Here is an 18,380-nt window from a genome sequence, read left to right as displayed (position 1 = left end):
AGCATGGCCCTTTGATGGCGGCTCGGCCGCCCGGAATCCGGGTCGGATGGGTTATTGGGCGGCTTGCTGGCAGATTTCCCAGTCCGCAAGGGTCCGTTGGAAGGCGTGAACGTCATCGATTTCGCCGCGCCAACGGTCGACTTCGGCGCCAGATGTCTTCGCCCGGCCGATCACGAACGGGCCGGTCGCCGACCATGTTCCGGCGAAGGATGTCTCGGCGGTCTCACCACCACAGCTGACGGGGTCGCCCATCACGTACACCCGAATCTTGCTCGCGGTTGCGTCGTATACGCCGGCCAAGTGAACCCAGACACCCTCGACGGGAAGTCCCCACGCGGACCCGTTCGCGCACGCCATGGTGGGTCCGCCGCCATCGGTGCTGCGCATGGTGAAGCACCAGCCACCCGCACCGCCGTTGGCGTCCTTGCGGTACTGCACCTGGAACCGGCTGGACGTTGTACCGTCCTGGCTCACCACGGTTTGGAAGTCGTTCGCCCCCAGATCCGACGCGCGGACCCAGGCCATCACCGTAAAGCTCTTGGTGGTGTCCAGCACCGGTCCGCTCGTGGTGATCTGACCGCCGGCCCCGGTGAACGATGCCGCGTTGCCGAGATAGCCCGACACGAACGAGGCAGAGCCCGTCAGCGTTCCCGGCGTCAGGGCGCTGCCGCCCGATCCTGAGTCCGCCGCCGTCGTCCCCGACGCCTCGTCGAACTTCCAGCGGGAGTACCTGTTCGGCACTGGCGACACCCAGAACTGATGCAGGTGCGTCGGACTGGTGTTACCGGCGACGTCCTTGGCCGTCACGTTCAGCGTGTGAACCATGTCCGTCACCGGCGTGTGCGTCACCGACGTCGTCTTCGGGCTCGTACCGGACGCGGCGACCGTGGTCGCCGAGCCGCTGTCCACCCACCAGGTGAAGTCCGCGACATCCGACCCGGCACTGACCGCGAACGTGCCCGAGGTGCCCAGCACCGCACCCCATTCCCGCAGCGGGTACTGCGTCGAGGACACCGAGGAGACGGCCGGCGGCGACGTGTCCACACTCACCGTCTGCCACCCCGACCAGTCACCGACCAGATTGTTCTCGTCCCTGGACTGCGCCCGCCAGTAATAGGTCGACCCGTTGGCCAACCCGGACGGCACCCGCCACGTCGCAGTACCCGGTGCCGCTGTCGTCACCGGCGCCGACGCGTTACCCGCCACCAGCGTCGCCGACGCCGACGCCGACGTACGCACCTCGAACGTGGTCCGCAGGTTCCCGTTGTACGGGTCCGACACGTTCACCCGCAACGTCGGCGTCGTCGTCCGCACTACCGCCGGCGACGTACACGCCTTGTAACAGTCCGTCGTCGTCAAGAACGCCTGCGCCACCGGCGCGTTCGGCTTCTTGTCATACGTCGCAACCAGGTACGTCTGGTTCGTGAAGAACTTCTTCCACCGGCTCTGCGTCGCCTCAAGCTCACCGGCACTGTTACAGGCACACAACCCGACCGTGTACGTCGTCGCGTTCGCCGTCGCCCGCGCCTGCACATCGTTCTTCAGCGTCGAACCCTCGAACACCGCATCCGCGTCCGGCTGGATCGAACCGCAGCCACCGGCCTCGTTCGCGTTGCCCTCCCACGAATCCAACCAATGCGACGACGGCAACGGCCGCGTCGACCACGCCATCCGCCCACCGCTGGACACCGTGATCCCATCCGTATTCGTCCGATACAGGTGCACCCACGTCGGATCACACGACCACGAATGATCCAACTTCATGGTCACCTTCGCCGACAGGATCTGCGTGCCCCGCAAGGTCGAGACGTTGAAATCGAAAAACGACCGATACAACACCCCGTCGTACGAATTACGACCCACCCACGCCCGGTTACCCACATCCCAGTTCTTGTTCGCGTTGTTCGCATACGCCCACTTCGACCGCAACCCATTGAACGGCGGATCCACAAACACCGGCCACGCCACCTCCGGATCGGCCAACATCGCCTCATCCGCAAACACCGTCAGGTCACCGTCATCGACCTCCACCGCGACGCCCACCCGCCGCGACGTGACGCTCGGCTCCGCACCCGTCGCCGGCTCGACCTCCGTCTGACCACCGCCACGCGCCGAGATCACCTCACCCGCGATCGCCGGATCCACCGACGAGTCCCACATCGACGCCGCATGGGTGACCGCCACCGTCTCCCCCACCGGATCAACCAGCCGCAGCCCACCACCGGCATCCGACTCGACCTGGAGATCCCCACCAAGTGCGTACCGGATCTGACGCACCGCCGGGTTAGCCGCCGCAGCCGGAGTCACAATCTCCACCGCATGCGAAAACCCCTCCCGCAACGCCGTCACATGCAGATTCACCCCAGGCAGCACACCCTCATACACAGCGGTCGCACCAATCAGCCGCGGCGCGGGCAACGCCCCCAACGGCCACGACACCGTGAACGAAGAACCACCCTCCCACCACGTCGCCAACGGCCCCGACCCACCAGCCGAGAAACGAACATCCGCCAGCGTCGCCGCCGGCACCACCACACCACCCGCCACCGACAAGGTCGGGTCAATCGCCGCCCACGAACCATCGCCCCGACGCACCCGCTGCGGCACCGCCGCCACCGTCACCGTCTGCGTACCGGAGGGATCTACCACCACCTGCTCAAACTCGGTCCGCTCACTCAACGCCTCCACCGACACACCACACTCGGCAGCCAGCGCCGCAGCAGCCGCCTCATCCACAGCCTCCGCCACCGAACAATTCGGCGCCGACGATGATGTCGCCAGTGCGGTCCCGGGCTCGCCGACGACCACCCCAAGCCCCGACCCGATCAACGAGGCGGCGAGCGTGACCGCCAACCAAGACGGCCGCCGTGACTGCGGCTTGCCTGGCGAAAAGGACAATAGATGCGCCAAAGTAGGCCCTCCCCGCGAAAATGATCACCACCTTCGCTCACATATTTCGACCTGTCAACGCCTTGGAACGGCAGCCTGCGGCTTTTGGTCGGTACTGTCAGGAAGATCATGTGTGCAGTCCGTGATCACGCAGCGTCGGGCCCGGCCACCTCGCGGCCGGGCCCGGTTGAGCCGGGGTACGCGGATCAGATGCGCTGCCAGAGCGCCGGGACGATCGGCGGCTCCCAGCCGACCTGTGCGGTGTGCCCCTGGAGGCAGCGGTACGAGACACCGGCGTAGGTGACCGTCGCGCCGGTCGCGTACGTGGTGCCGGCCTGCCAGGTGGTCGAGCCGGGCGGCGGGGTGGTCGGTCCGGCGGTCGGCGTCGGCGACGGTCCCGGGCCGCCGGAGGTGACCAGGGTCAGCCCGTACGCGGCCAGGATCGGGTTCACCGGCTGGAAGTACATCGTGCCGCCGGTGCGGCAGTTGCCCGAGCCGCCCGAGGTGACTCCCTGGGCCTGGCTGCCCGACAGCCAGGAGCCGCCGGAGTCGCCCGGTTCGGCGCAGGCGTTGCTGCGGGTCAGGCCGGAGACGGTGCCCTCGGGGTAGGTGACCGAGGCGTTCTTCTGCTGGATGGTGCCGCACCGCCAGCCGGTGGTTGAGCCGGACCGGCAGACCGCCGCCCCGATCGCGGCCTCCACGCTGCCGGCCACCGCCACCGTGCCGCCGCTGTAGTTGTTGACCAGCCCGCGCGGGGTGTTGCCGGCGTCCACCTGCACCCAGGCGTAGTCGCGGCCGGGGAAGGTCGAGCCGCGTACCGTGCCGGCCGGCTGTGACGTGCGGGCACCCACCCGCCCGCAGTGGCCGGCGGTGACGAAGCCGCCGTTGACCGAGAAGCCGATCGAGCAGCGGCTGCTGCCCGTGTAGTAGGCGTTGCCGCCGATCACGTCGATGTACGGCCTCGGCGACTCGTTGGTGGTCTCGACGCGTACGGCATCGGCCGGCAGGCCGGCCTTTGCGGCGAACGCGCGCGCCGTCGCCGCGCCGCCGGCCTGGGCCAGCACCACGACGGCGTTGGCGGGCAGGTCAGCGTACCAGCCGACCACGGCGTCGGGTGCGGCGACGGCGCGCCGGTTGAGCCGGTCGACCGCTTCGTCCAGGTCCCGTTCAGTGTGGACGACGCGGACCGGCTCCGCGCCGAGGGCGCGCACGGTGGCGGCGTCGGCGGCGCTGGTGACGCCCACGGCCACGGTGTCGCCTCGGCTGGGGATCCAGGTGCCGCCGTAGCGGCTGTCGAGAGTGGTCCGCAGGACCTCCTGGATCCGGCTCGCCCGGACGTCGGTGTCCAGGCGGGCGCGGGCCTGGTGCGGGGTCAGCCGCAGGTCGCGTTGCAGCGCGGCGAACATCTCCGGGGCGATGCCGTCGGGTGCGGCCACGGCGGGGGCGGCGGGGGCGGCCGGGCCGGCGACGTCGGCGTCGGCCCGGGCGGTCAGGGTCAGGGTCAGCACCAGGACGCTGGCGCTGAGGGTTGCCAGCGTTACGGCTGGTCGTCGACGCATGGGGGTCTCCTCACTCGGGAGAGGGATGCGGGTGGGCTACCTAGTTGTTAACTCTTGTTGCTACCCGTGTTGCCCACGGTAGGGCAGGCATCCGAGCCCGTCAATACGCAGAAAAGGCCAGGCCGGCCGGTCAGGTTCCCGGGCGGTGCGCCGGAACCGGCCGCTCGCCGAGCAGCTCCACCTCGTACAGTCCCTCGCGCATCAGGTCGAGGGCGGCGTCGGGCCGATCCCACCGGCGTAGCCAGTCGGCCAGCAGCAGCACCGTGGTGGCCAACTCCCGGCGCCGGCCCGCGGTCCGGTAGCCCCCGATCGCCGACCGGAGATCCCGCTCCGCACCGGCCCGGTCGCCGGCGTCCGCGCTCAGCAGACCCCGCACCCGCGCCGCACCGGCCGCCACCCCGGCATCATCGGCCGCGAGCGCCGGCCGCAGCGACTCGCTGGCCTGGCGCGGCTGGCCGAGCGTGCGGTACACGTCGGCCAACTCCACCCCGATCTCGGCGGCCACCAGCGGCTGCCCGGCCGAGACCGAGCCGGCGTGTGCCGTGGTGAGGTCCGCCAACGCGCCGGCCACGTCCCCGGCGACCCACCGGCCCCGACCGCGGGCCCGGTGGCAGGCGGACAGCTGACCGCTCGCCGCCGCCTGCCGGGCCGCCTGCCGGGCCTGTTCGGCCGCCGTCTCGGCGGCCGCGACACGCCCCTCGCCGAGCAGGGAGTCGGCGACCGTCAGGTGCAGCCGCGCCACCCGGGCCGGGTCCGGCAGCACGGCCAGGGCCAGCGCCTCGTCCGCCGCCGCCGCAGCCGCCGGCTCGTCATCGAGTACGCCATGCCAGAGCGCCAGCTCCGCGTGCAGGGCGAGCAGCGCCGGCGGATCCGGGTACCCGTCGCGCAACAGGGCGTCCCGCGCCTCGGTGAGCAGATACGTCGCGTAGCGGGGTTCACCGGCCCGCGCCACCACGCCAGCGCGGGCCACCACCACCTCGGCACGCAGCTGCGGCGGCGCGTCGGCCAGCAGGGCGTCGGCCCGGTCCACCTGCCTCGCCGCCGCGTCCAGCTCGCCCGCCCGCTGGGCGGCACCGGCGAGCCCCAGGTGGGCCCAGGCGGCAAAGACCGGCTCGTCGAGCGCCAGCGCGTCCGACGCGATCTCCCGGTAGCGCGGCGCGACCGGTGCCGGGTCGGTCGCGGCGGCGCAGTCGACCCGGACCAGCCGCAGCAGCAGACGTACCCGGTCGGCCGGGGAACGGCCGGTGGTCAGGTCCGCCGCGGTCACCCCCAGCCGGTCGGCGAAGTGGGCCACCGCGTCGCCCGAGGGGATCCGCCGGCCACTCTCCACCGCCGAGACGTACGCCGCCGTGTAGCGGGGTTCGGCGAGTGCCCGCTGGGTGAGTTCGCGCGCCGTACGCAGCCGGCGCAGCCGGGCGCCGAGGTCGCCGTCGACACCGTTCACGACAGCCGCTCCCCCGCCCTCAGGCCGCGGCGCAGCACCGCCTCCGCCGCACCATGCTCCCCTGTGGACAGCAGGATGTCGGCGAGCTGTCGGCAGGTCACCACCACCTCACCGGTCAGGCCGGCCCGCTCGTAGCGGTCGATCGAGCGGCCCAGCAGCCGGCGGGCCTCGGCGGTGTCGCCCTGCGCGGCGCGCACCAACCCGCGTACCCGGTCCGCCTCGGGCATCAGCTCGCGGTGCTCGCAGTCGGTGACCGTCCGCGCGGCCTCCTGCGCCAGCTGCCCGGCCTCCGCCAGCGCACCCTCCCGGCGGCGTGCCTCCGCCAGTTCCAGGGTCGCGCCCGCGTGGTCGAGCACCGCGCCGACCTCGGCGAGCAGCTCCCGGGCCTGCCGCAGCTGCGTTCCGGCCTGCGCCGGCCGGCCGGCGCGCAGCAGCACGTATCCCCGCGCCCAGTGACACAGCGCGATCTCCCGGGTCAGGCCCAGCTCGGCGTACCGGCGCACCGCTTCCCGCAGCAGCCGGTCGGCCTCGTCCAGCTCGCCGTCGCGGCGCAGCTGGCCGGCGACGGCGTGGAACTGGGCCACCCACTCCTGGTGCGTCGCCCGGCCGAGCACCGCGTCCACCTCGCGCTCCAGCTTGCGCGCCCGATGCCGCCAGCCCAGCTCCAGGAACGTGTACATGAGCGCGTTGGTCAGCCGCAGCTCCGCGTCGGGATCCACCGGTGGCGTCGCCCGCAGCCGGCGCAACCGCTCCTCCAGCAGGGCCACCGCCCGGGGCGCGTTCCCGCCGACCAGCAGGCAGTACGCCTGACGGGCCGACACCGCGGCCCGCAACGCCTCCGGCCCGGTGAGGTCGGTGGCCAGCTCGTCGTACGCCGCGGACGCCTGCGCCGCCCGTCCCCGGTGCAGCTGCGCCTCGGCCCGGTGGTACCGCGCCCAGCCGGCAACGTCGTCGAGGCGGTAGTGCTCCGCCCGGCGCTGGATGTCGGCCAGCGCCCGGTCGGCCGCGTCCAGGTCACCGGCGGAGAGCGACCGCCGGGCCTCCGACAGCTGCGCGGCCAGCTCCGCCGCCACGTTCGCCGGCCGGCCGAACAGGAGATCGTCGACCGGTAGCCCCAGCCGCCCGGCGAGGTAGGCCAGCGCCTCCTGGCTCGGGCTGCGGGTGCCCGACTCGATGGCGCCGAGGAACGCCCGGGTGTAGCGCGAACCGGCCAGCTCCCGCTGGGTCAGGTTGCGGGCCATCCGCAGCCGGCGGATCCGGTCGCCCAGCGGCTCCGGCACCAGCTCGCCGCCCGCCCGCCCGGTGCCGGTCGCGGTCTGCGTCATCGGTGCTCCTTCCGTGCGGCACCACCCTAGTGCGCCCGACGCCGGTCAGGGCAGCACCGGATCACGCACCAACACCCGGACGGCCCGGGCCGCGCTCACCGCCGCGACCAGCACCGCGTGCCGTGGCTCGGGCACGTCGAGCAGCCGCTCGGCGCGCAGCTCGGCCAACCGCGCCAGCCGCCGGTCGGCGAGGACGGCGTCCACCGCCCGCCGGTCGCCGCCGCAGACCACGGCGGTCAGCGTCGCCGCCTGCGGCAGCAGCAGGCGTACGGCGAGGTCGGCCGCGTCGGCCAGCGCCGCCTTCGCCTGGTTGTCCCGCCGCCGGGCGAAACGCTGCTGCGACCAACCGCCCGCGGCGGTGCGACCCTGCACGTACCGGGTGTCCACCTTGGAGACGATCAGGTCGGTCCCGTCGGCCACGCCCACCGCCACGGCGCCCTTGCGGGCGAGCAGCAGGCCGATCCGGCGCGGTGCGTTCGCCGAGGCGACGAAGGTGTCGAGGCCCGGGGTGGTCGGGGCGCCGGGTGGCGGGTGCAGCTCGGCGGTGGCACCGTCCGGGGCGGACAGCAGCAGGCCGTACGGCTGCGCAGTCGTGGTGGGCGGGCCGTGCCGGTCGGCGAAGCCGGCGACCCAGCGGTCGATCCGGGCCGGGTCGACCTCGACCCACCTGCCGCCCCCGGCGGCGGGTCGGCTGCTCATCACCCGACCGTACGGCACGGGCGGGCCCGGTCAGCCACCGAGGAGCATGCCGACGGCGAGTGCCGTGATGATGGCGCTGGAGAGCAGGGCGGTGACCAGGCGACCACGGTCGCTGGTGAGCACCCGCCCGATCAACGAGCCGCCTCCGGCGATCAACAGCTGCCAGCTGGCCGAGGCGACGAACACCCCGAGCGTGAAGATCACCGCGACGGCCGTGCCGGAGCCACCCAGGTCGTCGTTGCGGCCGAGCACCAGGGCCGTGAAGTACACGACGGTGGCCGGGTTGAGCAGGGTCAGCGCGAGAGTCCCGGCGAACGCCCGGCCCGGCGTGTCCAACCCACGCCGCACCGACATGCGCCCCTCGGCGGGCGCGGGCGCGCAGCCCTGGCCCGGCGCGGACAAGCGGCCCTGACCCGGCGGGCGCAGCGCCCGCCACGCGCCGTGGGCGGCGAGAGCGAGCAGCACCATCGCGGCGATCAGCCGCAGCGGCCCGGCGAGGGGCGCGAGCCAGCTGGCGACCGCCGCGCCGCCGAGCGCCGCGACACCGGCGTAGATCCCGTCGGCGGTGGCCACGCCGAGTGCGGCCGCCGCGCCGACCCGGAACGAGGTACGCGCGCTGAGCCCGAGGATCAGCACGGCGATCGCGCCGACCGGAATGGCAACGCCGTAGCCGGCAACCAGACCGGCGAGGAACGCGCCCGTCACGATCGGCGCCGGGGCGAGACGCTGCCCGGCACGGCCCGCTGTCGGCGCGTGGCGGCGATGGCCACAGCGACAGGGCACGGCTTGATCCGGTACGCCTCACTCACCGCGTCATCCTGCGGTGACCTACCGCAGAGGCGCCACGGATTATCGGGGCACGCCCGCCACCCCACAGGTCAGCCGTTGCCGATCGCGCCCCGGCACCTCTGTCCCGTCGACCCTGTCGAGCTGAACCGCTTACGCTCTCATGCGCCGCCGCCGGCACCCCCGTGACGTCAAGGTCACGCTCGATTTAGGGATCGAGCACGATCATGTAGACGCAGGCAACGCCCAGCATGAGCGGGCCAGCGTGGGCGGGGACATCGCGGGCGGGGCCAGCGCGGGCGGCGGAGCCGCTGTGATGCATTCACGCGCTCAGCTCGACAGGGCCGGCAACACTATCCATCGTCCCGCCGCGCGCGGGGCTGCCAACCCCCGGGAGGTGGCAGCCCCGCGCGGGTGGTCAGACGTTGAAGCCGAGGGAACGCAGCTGGTCCCGGCCCTCGTCAGTGATCTTGTCGGGGCCCCACGGGGGCAGCCAGACCCAGTTGATCCGGATGTCGTTGACCAGTCCGCCACCGGGGCCGGTGGTGAGCGCCTGGCGGGCCTGGTCCTCGATCACGTCGGTGAGCGGGCAGGCCGCCGAGGTCAGCGTCATGTCCAGGGTGGCGACGTTCTCGTCGTCGACGTGGACGCCGTACACCAGGCCGAGGTCGACCACGTTGATGCCCAGCTCCGGGTCGACGACGTCCTTCATCGCCTCCTCGATGTCGCCGACCGCGGCCTTGCCGCCGCCGGCCGAGGTCGCCTCGGTGGCAGTGTTCTCGGTCATGCCGTCACCTCCGTCGGGCTCACGCCCACACCGGCGCGTGCCGCGGCGTCCTTGAACGCCATCCACGGCAACAGCGCGCACTTGACCCGGGCGGGATAGCGGGCGACACCCTCGAACGCCACCCCGTCGCCGAGCACCTCCTCGTCCGGCGTGACCTGGCCACGGCCGGACATCAGCGCCACGAACGCCTCGTGCACCTCGAACGCGTCCGCCGTGCCCCGGCCGACCAGCAGCTCGTGCAGGATGCTCGCCGACGCCTGGCTGATCGAGCAGCCCATGCCGTCGTACGACACGTCGTGCAGCACCTCGCCGTCGGTGGCCACCCGGATGGTCACCTCGTCACCGCAGGTCGGGTTGACGTGGTGCGCCTCGCCGACCCGGTCGGCCGGGTCGGCGGCGTCGCGCAGCCCTCGGCCGTGCGGATGCTTGTAGTGATCCAGGATGATCTCCTGGTAGAGAGACTCAAGCTGCATCAGCCGAACACCTTCCGCACCTGCTCCAGGCCCCCCACCAGGGCGTCGATCTCCTCGGTGGTGGTGTAGAGGTAGAACGAGGCCCGGGTCATGGCCGGCACGCCGAACCGGGTGCAGACCGGCCGGGCACAGTGGTGGCCCACCCGCACCTGCACGCCGAGGGAGTCCAGCACCTGACCCACGTCGTGCGGGTGCACGTCGCCGAGGGCGAAGGAGATCGTGCCGCCCCGGCCGACCGGCAACTCCGGGCCGAAGATCCGCAGGCCGGGCACGGTGGCCAGGGCCTCCAGCGCGTACGCGGTCAGGTGCTTCTCGTGCCACTGGATGGCCTGCATGCCGATGCCGGTGAGGTAGTCCACGGCCGCGCCGAGCGCGACCGCCTCGGCGATCGGCGGGGTGCCCGCCTCGAAGCGGGCCGGCGGCGGGGCGTACGTCGAGCCGTCCATCGCCACCGTCTCGATCATCGAGCCACCGCCGAACACCGGCGGCATCGCCGCCAGCAACTCGGCGCGGCCCCAGAGCACCCCGATGCCGGTCGGCCCGCACATCTTGTGCCCGGTGAAGACGACGAAGTCGGCGTCCAGGTCGACCACGTCGACCGGCATGTGCGGCACCGACTGCGAGCAGTCGAGCAGCAGCAGGGCGCCCACCTCGCGGACCCGCGCGGTGATCCGCGCGGTGGCGTTGACGGTGCCGAGGATGTTGGACATGTGCACCAGCGAGACGATCTTCGTCCGCTCGTTGACCAGATCCGTCAGCCCGGACTCGTCCAGCCGGCCGTTGTCGGTGACCGGGAACCAGCGCAGCGTCGCGCCGGTGCGCTCGCAGAGCAGCTGCCACGGGACGATGTTCGAGTGGTGCTCCATCTCGGAGATCACCACCTCGTCACCGGGGCCGAGGCGGAACCGGGGGTCGCTGTCGGGGCGCAGCGAGGCGTTGGAGAAGGCGTACGCCACGATGTTGATCGCCTCGGTGGAGTTCTTGGTGAACACCACCTCGTCCACGCTGGGCGCGTTGACGAACGCGGCGACCTTCGCCCGGGCCCCCTCGTACGCCTCGGTCGCCTCGGTGCCCAGCGTGTGCACCGAGCGCGACACGTTGGCGTTGTGCCGCGCGTAGTGCTCGTTCAGCACGTCGAGCACCTGGCGCGGCTTGTGCGAGGTGTTGGCGCTGTCGAGATAGACCAGCGGATGCCCGTTGATCTCCCGGTCCAGGATCGGGAAGTCGGCGCGCACCGCCGCCACGTCGTAGCGGGGCGCGTCGTCGTACTGCGGCATCCCCGACGGGATCGCGATGGTGGTCATCGTGTGACCGGCCTTTCCTTGGATTCAGGCCCGCGCCGAACCGGCCCCGGCCGCGTACCGCTCGTAGCCCTCTTCCTCGAGCTTGTCGGCCAGCTCCGGGCCGCCCTGCTCGACGATCCGGCCGGCGACGAAGACGTGCACGAAGTCGGGCTTGATGTAGCGCAGGATCCGGGTGTAGTGGGTGATCAGCAGCAGGCCGGTGTCGCCGGTGTCGCGCACCCGGTTCACGCCCTCGCTCACCACGCGCAGCGCGTCCACGTCCAGACCCGAGTCGGTCTCGTCGAGGATGGCCATCTTCGGCTTGAGCAGCTCCAGCTGCACGATCTCGTGCCGCTTCTTCTCACCGCCGGAGAAGCCCTCGTTGACGTTGCGCTGGGCGAAGGCCGGGTCCATGTGCAGACGCTCCATCGCACCGCGCAGCTCGCCGCCCCAGGTGCGCAGCTTCGGCGCCTCCCCGTCGATGGCGGTCTTGGCGGTACGCAGGAAGTTCGCCACCGAGACGCCGGGCACCTCGACCGGGTACTGCATGGCGAGGAAGAGGCCGGCGCGGGCCCGCTCGTCGACGGACAGGTCCAGCACGTCGAGCCCGTCCAGGGTCACCGAACCACCGGTGATCTCGTACTTCGGGTGGCCGGCGATCGAGTACGCCAGGGTCGACTTGCCGGAGCCGTTCGGGCCCATGATCGCGTGGGTCTCCCCCGCGCGCACGGTCAGGTCGACGCCGTGCAGGATCGGCTTGAGCTCACCCTCGGGCAGCTTCACCGACACCTGCAGGTCACGGATCTCCAGGGTGCTCATTATCGGGTCACTCCATTGCTCGGCAGCGGACGGCCGTCGGCGTCCACGGGAAGGTAGATGTCGCCGTCGCGGACGTCGACGGGATAGACGGGTACGGGTTCGGTGGCGGGCAGCCCGGTGGGCTCGCCGGTGCGCAGGTCGAAGCGGGAGCCGTGCAGCCAGCACTCCAGCGTGCACCCGTCCACCTCCCCCTCGGAGAGGGCCACGGCCGCGTGCGAGCACTCGTCGTACACGGCGTAGAACTGGTCGTCCTCGCCGTGCACGATCGCGATCTGGGTGCCGTCGACGTCCGCGCTGATCGCAGTGCCCTTCGGCACGTCCTCGGTGGCGCAGATGCGGATCATCAGGCGCCGGCCTTCGTCAGCCGGGCCTCGATCGCCTCGCCCAGGCGCTCGCGCAGCTCCTCGACCGGGATCTTGTTCAGCAGCTCGGCGAAGAAGCCGCGTACCACCAGCCGGCGCGCCTCGGCCTCCGGGATGCCCCGGGCCATCAGGTAGAACAGCTGCTCGTCGTCGAAGCGACCGGTGGCGCTCGCGTGGCCGGCGCCGGCGATCTCGCCGGTCTCGATCTCCAGGTTCGGTACGGAGTCGGCCCGCGCGCCGTCGGTGAGCAGCAGGTTCCGGTTGATCTCGTACGTGTCGGTGCCGGTCGCCTCGGCGCGGATCAACACGTCGCCGACCCAGACCGTGTGGGCGCTCTCCCCCTGCAACGCGCCCCGGTAGCCGACGTAGCTGCGGCAGTCCGGCACGCTGTGGTCGACCAGCTGGCGGTGCTCCAGGTGCTGGCCCGAGTCGGCGAAGTAGAGGCCGTACAGCTCGGCCTCGCCGCCCCGGTCGGTGTACTCGACGGTGGTGTACTGGCGGACCAGGTCGCCACCGAGGGTGACCTGCACGTGCAGCACCCGCGCGTCGCGGCCCAGCCGCACCTTCAGGTGCTGCGCCTGCACCGCGTCGTCGGCCCAGTCGGCCACCGTGACCAGGGTCAGCTTCGCCCCGTCACCCACCGCCACCTCGACATTGTCCGCCAGGGTCGTCGAGCCGACGTGCTCCAGCACCACGATCGCCTCGGCGAACCGGCCCACGTCGACGAAGGTGTGCCCGAAGGCCAGGCCCTCGGCGCCCTCGCCGACCGCCCGCAGGATGGTCGGGCCGCTCACCACGGCGTCCTGCGCGATGCGCACCAGCAGCGCCTGCCCGGCCCCGCCGTACGCGAGCGCGCTCACCCGGTCGACCGGGGTGAGCACGCTGCCCAGCCGCGGGTCCTCGTGGCCGATCCGCTCGACGGACACGCCCTCTGGCAGGTCGGCGTACTCGTGCCGGACCGTGCCGGTGGCGGCCTGGTCGTCGCCGACCAGCCCGCGCAGCCGCTTGAGCGGGGTGAAGCGCCACTCCTCCTCCAGGCCGGTGAGGGCCGGGAAGTCGGCGACATCGTACGAGCGCAGCGCCTGCGACTTGGTGCTGGGCGGCGCGGAAGCCTGGGTAGTCATCTCTTCCTTGCTGGTATGTGCGACGGCGGTGTCAGGTGAACCGGAGGCGGGCCGGGGCAGGCGCGGCCCACCGCCACGTGGGCGGGGTCAGCCGACCGCGCCCTCCATCTGCAACTCGATCAGGCGGTTGAGTTCCAGGGCGTACTCCATGGGCAGTTCCTTGGCGATCGGCTCGATGAAGCCGCGCACGATCATCGCCATCGCCTCGTCCTCGCTCAGGCCCCGGCTCATCAGGTAGAAGAGCTGGTCCTCGCTCACCTTCGAGACGGTCGCCTCGTGCCCCATCGACACGTCGTCCTCGCGGATGTCGACGTAGGGGTAGGTGTCGGAGCGGGAGATGGTGTCGACCAGCAGGGCGTCGCACTTGACCGTGCTGGCGCTGCTGTGCGAGCCCTCCAGCACCTGCACCAGGCCGCGGTACGAGGTGCGGCCGCCGCCCCGGGCGATCGACTTCGACACGATGGTGCTGCTGGTGTGCGGTGCGGCGTGCACCATCTTGGCCCCGGCGTCCTGGTGCTGGCCCTCGCCGGCCATCGCCACCGAGAGCACCTCGCCCTTGGCGTGCTCACCGGTCATGTAGACCGCCGGGTACTTCATGGTCACCTTGGAGCCGATGTTGCCGTCGATCCACTCCATGGTCGCGCCCTCGTGGCACACCGCGCGCTTGGTGACCAGGTTGTAGACGTTGTTCGACCAGTTCTGGATGGTGGTGTAGCGGCAGCGGGCGTTCTTCTTGACGATGATCTCCACCACGGCGCTGTGCAGCGAGTCCGAGGAGTAGATGGGCGCGGTGCAGCCCTCGACGTAGTGCACGTACGCACCCTCGTCGACGATGATCAGCGTCCGCTCGAACTGGCCCATGTTCTCGGTGTTGATCCGGAAGTACGCCTGCAACGGGATCTCCACGTGCACGCCCTTCGGCACGTAGATGAACGAGCCACCGGACCACACGGAGGTGTTCAGCGCGGCGAACTTGTTGTCGCCGACCGGGATCACCGTGCCGAAGTACTCCTTGAACAGGTCCTCGTGCTCCCGCAGCGCGGTGTCGGTGTCGAGGAAGACGACGCCCTGCTCCTCCAGATCCTCACGGATCTTGTGGTAGACCACCTCGGACTCGTACTGGGCGGCGACACCGGCGACCAGGCGCTGCTTCTCCGCCTCCGGGATGCCCAGCTTGTCGTAGGTGTTCTTGATGTCCTCGGGCAGGTCCTCCCAGCTGGCGGCCTGCTTCTCGGTGGAGCGTACGAAGTACTTGATGTTGTCGAAGTCGATCCCGGTGAGGTCGGCGCCCCAGGCCGGCATCGGCTTGCGCCCGAACAGCCGCAGGCCCTTCAGCCGCAGGTCGAGCATCCAGGCCGGCTCGCTCTTCTTGGCCGAGATGTCCCGCACCACCGCCTCGTTGAGGCCGCGCTGGGCCGCGGCCCCCGCGACGTCCGGGTCGGCCCAGCCGTACTCGTAGTTGCCCAGGGCGGCGAGCTGCTCCTCCTGGGTCAGGGGCTGGACGATCTGCTCGGTCATCTATCTGTCCTCACAGTGGTGACGGTCTTACCGGACTGGGCACGCGGCGGACGCGGAATGTGCGTGGTGCACACCCCGTCGCCGTGCGCGATGGTGGCCAGGCGCTGCACGTGGGTGCCGACCAGGCGGGAGATCACCGTGGTCTCGGCCTCGCACAGCGCGGGAAACTCGGCGGCCACGTGCGCCACCGGGCAGTGGTGCTGGCAGAGCTGGCCGCCGGAGGCGATCGTGGACGCACTGGCAGCGTATCCCTCGGCGGTCAGCGCTGCGGCGAGTGCCTCGGCACGGGCCATCGGATCGTCGCCGGCACCGGCCAGGGCGGCCCGGCAGCGGGCCTCCAGGGCGGCCACCTGCTCGGCGGCGAACTGCTCCACCGCCTGCGCGCCACCGGTGCGGGCGATCCAACGCAGCGCGGCGGTGGCCATGTTGTCGTAGTGGTGGGTGCCACACCGGCTGCGGGCGGCGTCGGTCAGCAGGAACACCTTGGCCGGCCGGCCCCGCCCGCGGTGGCCGCGTACGTCCTGGTCGCGGGCGACGACGTCGCCGTCGGCGAGCATCGCGTCGAGGTGCCGGCGGATCGCCGCCGGGCTGAGCCCCAGCACGCCGCCGAGCTGGGCGGCGGTGGCGGCGCGGCGCTCCAGCAGCAGCTGGGTGACCCGGTCCCGGGTCGACAGGTCGGCCGCCGGTGCGGTGGGCGTGGCATGGGGGGTGGCGTGGGCGGGCGGCACCGACCGACCGGCGGCCGCACCGGCCGCTGGCTGGTGCCCGGTGAGCCCCGCCGCCTTTTTCACAACACCCACGTTACGTAATTCAACCAGGCCCTGCAAACGCGGGGTCCGGTGATCCGAACCACCGCAGGGGCGGAGTCACCCGATCGGTGACAACTACGGTGCGTAGGATTCGCCTCGTGAAGCGACCCGTCCGGTTCCCGGTCTCCACCACCCTGCTGCGCCGCCTGGCGTTCGCCAACATCGTCGCGAACGTCGCGATCGTCGTCACCGGCGGGGCGGTCCGGCTGACCGCCTCCGGGCTGGGCTGCCCCACCTGGCCCCGGTGCACCGACGAGTCGTACACCGCCACCGCCGAGATGGGCATGCACGGCGCGATCGAGTTCGGCAACCGCCTGCTCACCTTCGTCCTGGTGCTGATCGCGGGCGCCACCCTGCTGGCCGCGCTGGCACACCGCCCGCGCCGGCGCGGTGTGGTGCCGCTCGCGCTGGCCGTCGTGCTCGGCATCGTGGCGCAGGCCGTGATCGGCGGGATCACTGTACGCACCCAGCTGCACCCCTCGATCGTGGGCATCCACTTCGTGGTCTCGATGCTGCTGCTGCTCGTCGCGTACGCCCCGTGGCGGCGGGTGGGCGAGCCGGACGGACCCACGGTCGTCCTGGTGCCACCGGCGCTGCGGGCCCTGACCTGGATCACCGTGGTGGCCAGCGCGGCGGTGATCGTCGTCGGGGTCGCGGTGACCGGCAGCGGCCCGCACGCCGGCGACGCCGACGCGGTCCGCAACGGCCTCGACCCGCAGGCCATCTCGCAGATCCACGCCGACGTGGTCTTCCTGCTCGTCGGCCTGACCGTGGGCCTCTGGCTGGCCCTGCGCGCGGTCGGCGCCCCGGCGCACACCGTGCGGGCCGCCCTGACCCTGCTCCTGGTCGAGCTGGGCCAGGGTGTGCTCGGCTTCGTGCAGTACTTCACGAACCTGCCGGAGCTGCTGGTCGGCGCCCACATGCTCGGTTCCTGCCTGGTCTGGCTCGCCACCCTGGCCGTGCTCTGGTCGACCCGCGAACGTCGTCCGGTCGAGCCGGCGCCCCCCGCGCCCGCCGTCGAGGAGCCGGTCGCGGCCCACGCCTGACGCTCCCGGTCAGGCGGTGCCGCGGGCGAGGTGGGTGACGATGGCGTCGGCGAGGCGGTCGGGGGCGCCGTCGGCGTGGCCGAGGAACAGCGACGGCTCGGTCAGCTCCAGCTCCACCAGCACCGGCGCGCCGTCCGGGCCGGGGATCAGGTCCACCCGGGCGTAGAGCAGCCGACCCGACCCGCCCGGCACCGCCGCGAGGGTCTTCTCCGCGACCGCGAGCTGGGCCGGCTGCGCCGTCCGCGCGGTGATCTCCTCGACCTTGTAGAGCCCCGCCACACCCTCGTCCGGCCCGGTCAGCATCGGCCCCTTGCGGATGGCGTGGCTGAAGGCCAGCCCCTGCGGGCCGGCGAAGTAGAGCAGCGCGGTCTCCCCGGCGGTGTCGACGGCGCTCAGGTACGGCTGGATCATGGTGACCCGGCCGGCCGCGCCGAGCCGGCGCACGTGGGCCACGGCGAGTTGCCGGTGCTCCGGATCGGCCAGGTCGTAGCGGCCGGTGTCCTGGCTGCCGGCGCTGACGGCCGGCTTGACGACGTACTCGCCCCGGTCGGCCGGCGGCTGCCACGGCTCGCCGGGCAGCACCCAGCCGGTGGGCACCGTCGGCACGCCGGCGGCGCAGAGTTCGTCGAGGTAGCGCTTGTCGGTGTTCCAGCGCACCACGTCGGCCGGGTTGACCAGCCGGGGTACGCGGCCGGCCCAGGCGACGAACTCGTCGCGGCGGGACATGTAGTCCCAGGGTGAACGGAGCACGGCCAGGTCGTACCCGGCCCAGTCGACGCCCGGATCGTCCCAGACGACGGCTTCCGCGGCGATCCCGCGTGCGGTCAGCGGGTCGAGGACGAGGCGGTCGTCCGCGTCGAGATCGGCCAGTTCGGTGCAGGTGACGAGAGCGACCCGGGGTTTCCCCCGGGCCGGCTGGTGGTGATCGGTCATGTATGTCAGCGGGCCATCGTGCGTCGGGCCATCGAGCGCCACAGGTCGTTGCTCGGGCGCATCTGGTCCATCAGCTCCCGCTCCCAGGCGTTCTCCACGGCGACCCCGGCCTGCGCGCAGGCCTCACGGGCGGCGACCGTGTCCTCGGCGAACTGGTCGCCCCACTCGCCGTCGGAGCCCACCAGGACGATGCGGGCGCCGCGCTTGCCGACGTACTCGATGACCGCCTTCGCCCCGCCGTGCCCGGCGGCGAACGACTTGATGCCCGCGACGAGCCCGTCGGGGGCCTGCGCGGAGGCGGTCTGATCGGCCGTCAGCGTCGTATCGGAACCATCTGCCATGACGCGAGCCTAAGCAGACATCTACTCACAGGGGCGAGAACCATGAAGCTTTTGTGATACCCGTTACCCGCGCGTTTAAGGAAGACCAAAGACGTTTCGCCCGCATTTATCCGGACGAAAGCGCGTGAAACCAGCGCGGCAGACCACCATCAACCGGACCATACTGATCTATGCCCCAACTCC

At 71.8% G+C, this 18,380-nt stretch carries 17 protein-coding genes; 1 reads left to right on the top strand and 16 read right to left on the bottom strand.

Features of this window, described 5'->3' with window-relative positions:
• Positions 1 to 51: 51 nt before the first annotated feature.
• The 14 genes from O7615_RS22950 to O7615_RS22885 all read right to left on the bottom strand — a co-directional run bounded on the left by O7615_RS22950 (position 52) and on the right by O7615_RS22885 (position 15,859).
• Positions 52 to 2,853: a LamG-like jellyroll fold domain-containing protein gene (locus O7615_RS22950; RefSeq protein ID WP_278179859.1), complete on the bottom strand. Its 2,802-nt coding sequence runs from the start codon at positions 2,851 to 2,853 to the stop codon at positions 52 to 54.
• 242 nt (positions 2,854 to 3,095) lie between these two features.
• Complete coding sequence (locus O7615_RS22945) at positions 3,096 to 4,448, bottom strand: carbohydrate-binding protein (RefSeq protein ID WP_278179858.1); 1,353 nt, start codon at positions 4,446 to 4,448, stop codon at positions 3,096 to 3,098.
• 130 nt (positions 4,449 to 4,578) lie between these two features.
• On the bottom strand, positions 4,579 to 5,892 hold the full coding sequence (locus O7615_RS22940) for a helix-turn-helix transcriptional regulator (protein ID WP_278179857.1): 1,314 nt from the start codon (positions 5,890 to 5,892) through the stop codon (positions 4,579 to 4,581).
• On the bottom strand, positions 5,889 to 7,217 hold the full coding sequence (locus O7615_RS22935) for a helix-turn-helix transcriptional regulator (RefSeq protein ID WP_278179856.1): 1,329 nt from the start codon (positions 7,215 to 7,217) through the stop codon (positions 5,889 to 5,891). The genes O7615_RS22940 and O7615_RS22935 overlap by 4 nt, the downstream gene beginning before the upstream one ends.
• 45 nt (positions 7,218 to 7,262) lie before the next feature.
• A complete protein-coding gene (locus tag O7615_RS22930; RefSeq protein WP_278179855.1) occupies positions 7,263 to 7,916 on the bottom strand; it encodes an acVLRF1 family peptidyl-tRNA hydrolase in 654 nt (217 codons plus the stop codon).
• Positions 7,917 to 7,946: 30 nt separating this feature from the next.
• Positions 7,947 to 8,621, bottom strand: coding sequence for a LysE family transporter (locus tag O7615_RS22925; RefSeq protein ID WP_278179854.1), 675 nt, complete (start codon positions 8,619 to 8,621; stop codon positions 7,947 to 7,949).
• Between the two features lie 499 nt (positions 8,622 to 9,120).
• A complete protein-coding gene (locus O7615_RS22920) occupies positions 9,121 to 9,489 on the bottom strand; it encodes a metal-sulfur cluster assembly factor (RefSeq protein ID WP_278179853.1) in 369 nt (122 codons plus the stop codon).
• The gene (gene sufU, locus O7615_RS22915; RefSeq protein ID WP_278179852.1) at positions 9,486 to 9,962 is read right to left on the bottom strand and encodes a Fe-S cluster assembly sulfur transfer protein SufU; all 477 of its coding nucleotides are present in this window, start codon (positions 9,960 to 9,962) and stop codon (positions 9,486 to 9,488) included. Before sufU ends, O7615_RS22920 begins: the two co-directional genes overlap by 4 nt.
• Positions 9,962 to 11,266, bottom strand: a complete 1,305-nt coding sequence (locus O7615_RS22910; protein ID WP_278179851.1) for a cysteine desulfurase — start codon at positions 11,264 to 11,266, stop codon at positions 9,962 to 9,964. Before O7615_RS22910 ends, sufU begins: the two co-directional genes overlap by 1 nt.
• A 24-nt stretch (positions 11,267 to 11,290) precedes the next feature.
• Positions 11,291 to 12,064: a Fe-S cluster assembly ATPase SufC gene (gene sufC / locus O7615_RS22905; RefSeq protein ID WP_278179850.1), complete on the bottom strand. Its 774-nt coding sequence runs from the start codon at positions 12,062 to 12,064 to the stop codon at positions 11,291 to 11,293.
• Positions 12,064 to 12,408, bottom strand: coding sequence for a non-heme iron oxygenase ferredoxin subunit (locus O7615_RS22900; protein WP_278179849.1), 345 nt, complete (start codon positions 12,406 to 12,408; stop codon positions 12,064 to 12,066). The genes sufC and O7615_RS22900 overlap by 1 nt, the downstream gene beginning before the upstream one ends.
• Positions 12,408 to 13,550 (bottom strand): Fe-S cluster assembly protein SufD, encoded by a 1,143-nt coding sequence (gene sufD / locus O7615_RS22895; protein ID WP_278179848.1) that lies wholly within the window; start codon positions 13,548 to 13,550, stop codon positions 12,408 to 12,410. Before sufD ends, O7615_RS22900 begins: the two co-directional genes overlap by 1 nt.
• An 87-nt stretch (positions 13,551 to 13,637) precedes the next feature.
• Positions 13,638 to 15,068: a Fe-S cluster assembly protein SufB gene (gene sufB / locus O7615_RS22890; protein WP_278179847.1), complete on the bottom strand. Its 1,431-nt coding sequence runs from the start codon at positions 15,066 to 15,068 to the stop codon at positions 13,638 to 13,640.
• Entirely contained in the window at positions 15,065 to 15,859 is a 795-nt protein-coding gene (locus O7615_RS22885) for a transcriptional regulator (protein ID WP_278179846.1), read from the bottom strand. The genes sufB and O7615_RS22885 overlap by 4 nt, the downstream gene beginning before the upstream one ends.
• Positions 15,860 to 15,975: 116 nt before the next feature.
• Here O7615_RS22885 and O7615_RS22880 point away from each other — a divergent pair, with 116 nt between their 5' ends.
• Entirely contained in the window at positions 15,976 to 16,923 is a 948-nt protein-coding gene (locus O7615_RS22880; protein ID WP_278179845.1) for a COX15/CtaA family protein, read from the top strand.
• A 9-nt stretch (positions 16,924 to 16,932) separates the two neighbouring features.
• Here O7615_RS22880 and O7615_RS22875 read toward each other — a convergent pair whose 3' ends face one another.
• Positions 16,933 to 17,856, bottom strand: coding sequence for a hypothetical protein (locus O7615_RS22875; protein WP_278179844.1), 924 nt, complete (start codon positions 17,854 to 17,856; stop codon positions 16,933 to 16,935).
• A gap of 5 nt (positions 17,857 to 17,861) precedes the next feature.
• Positions 17,862 to 18,197, bottom strand: coding sequence for a hypothetical protein (locus O7615_RS22870; protein ID WP_278179843.1), 336 nt, complete (start codon positions 18,195 to 18,197; stop codon positions 17,862 to 17,864).
• Between the last annotated feature and the right edge of the window lie 183 nt (positions 18,198 to 18,380).

This window comes from Micromonospora sp. WMMD1082, from assembly GCF_029626175.1.
GTDB lineage: Bacteria > Actinomycetota > Actinomycetes > Mycobacteriales > Micromonosporaceae > Micromonospora.
Note: the sequence above shows the minus strand (reverse complement) of the source record. Positions and strands in the feature narration are given on the sequence as shown.

Bases quoted from the DNA above. Each gene is read 5' to 3' on its own strand.
- sufU (WP_278179852.1), bottom strand. From the start codon at position 9,962: ATGCAGCTTGAGTCTCTCTACCAGGAGATCATCCTGGATCACTACAAG.
- O7615_RS22920 (WP_278179853.1), bottom strand. From the start codon at position 9,489: ATGACCGAGAACACTGCCACCGAGGCGACCTCGGCCGGCGGCGGCAAG.
- O7615_RS22875 (WP_278179844.1), bottom strand. From the start codon at position 17,856: ATGACCGATCACCACCAGCCGGCCCGGGGGAAACCCCGGGTCGCTCTC.
- O7615_RS22870 (WP_278179843.1), bottom strand. From the start codon at position 18,197: ATGGCAGATGGTTCCGATACGACGCTGACGGCCGATCAGACCGCCTCC.
- O7615_RS22900 (WP_278179849.1), bottom strand. From the start codon at position 12,408: ATGATCCGCATCTGCGCCACCGAGGACGTGCCGAAGGGCACTGCGATC.
- sufC (WP_278179850.1), bottom strand. From the start codon at position 12,064: ATGAGCACCCTGGAGATCCGTGACCTGCAGGTGTCGGTGAAGCTGCCC.
- O7615_RS22935 (WP_278179856.1), bottom strand. From the start codon at position 7,217: ATGACGCAGACCGCGACCGGCACCGGGCGGGCGGGCGGCGAGCTGGTG.
- O7615_RS22945 (WP_278179858.1), bottom strand. From the start codon at position 4,448: ATGCGTCGACGACCAGCCGTAACGCTGGCAACCCTCAGCGCCAGCGTC.
- O7615_RS22910 (WP_278179851.1), bottom strand. From the start codon at position 11,266: ATGACCACCATCGCGATCCCGTCGGGGATGCCGCAGTACGACGACGCG.
- sufB (WP_278179847.1), bottom strand. From the start codon at position 15,068: ATGACCGAGCAGATCGTCCAGCCCCTGACCCAGGAGGAGCAGCTCGCC.
- sufD (WP_278179848.1), bottom strand. From the start codon at position 13,550: ATGACTACCCAGGCTTCCGCGCCGCCCAGCACCAAGTCGCAGGCGCTG.
- O7615_RS22930 (WP_278179855.1), bottom strand. From the start codon at position 7,916: ATGAGCAGCCGACCCGCCGCCGGGGGCGGCAGGTGGGTCGAGGTCGAC.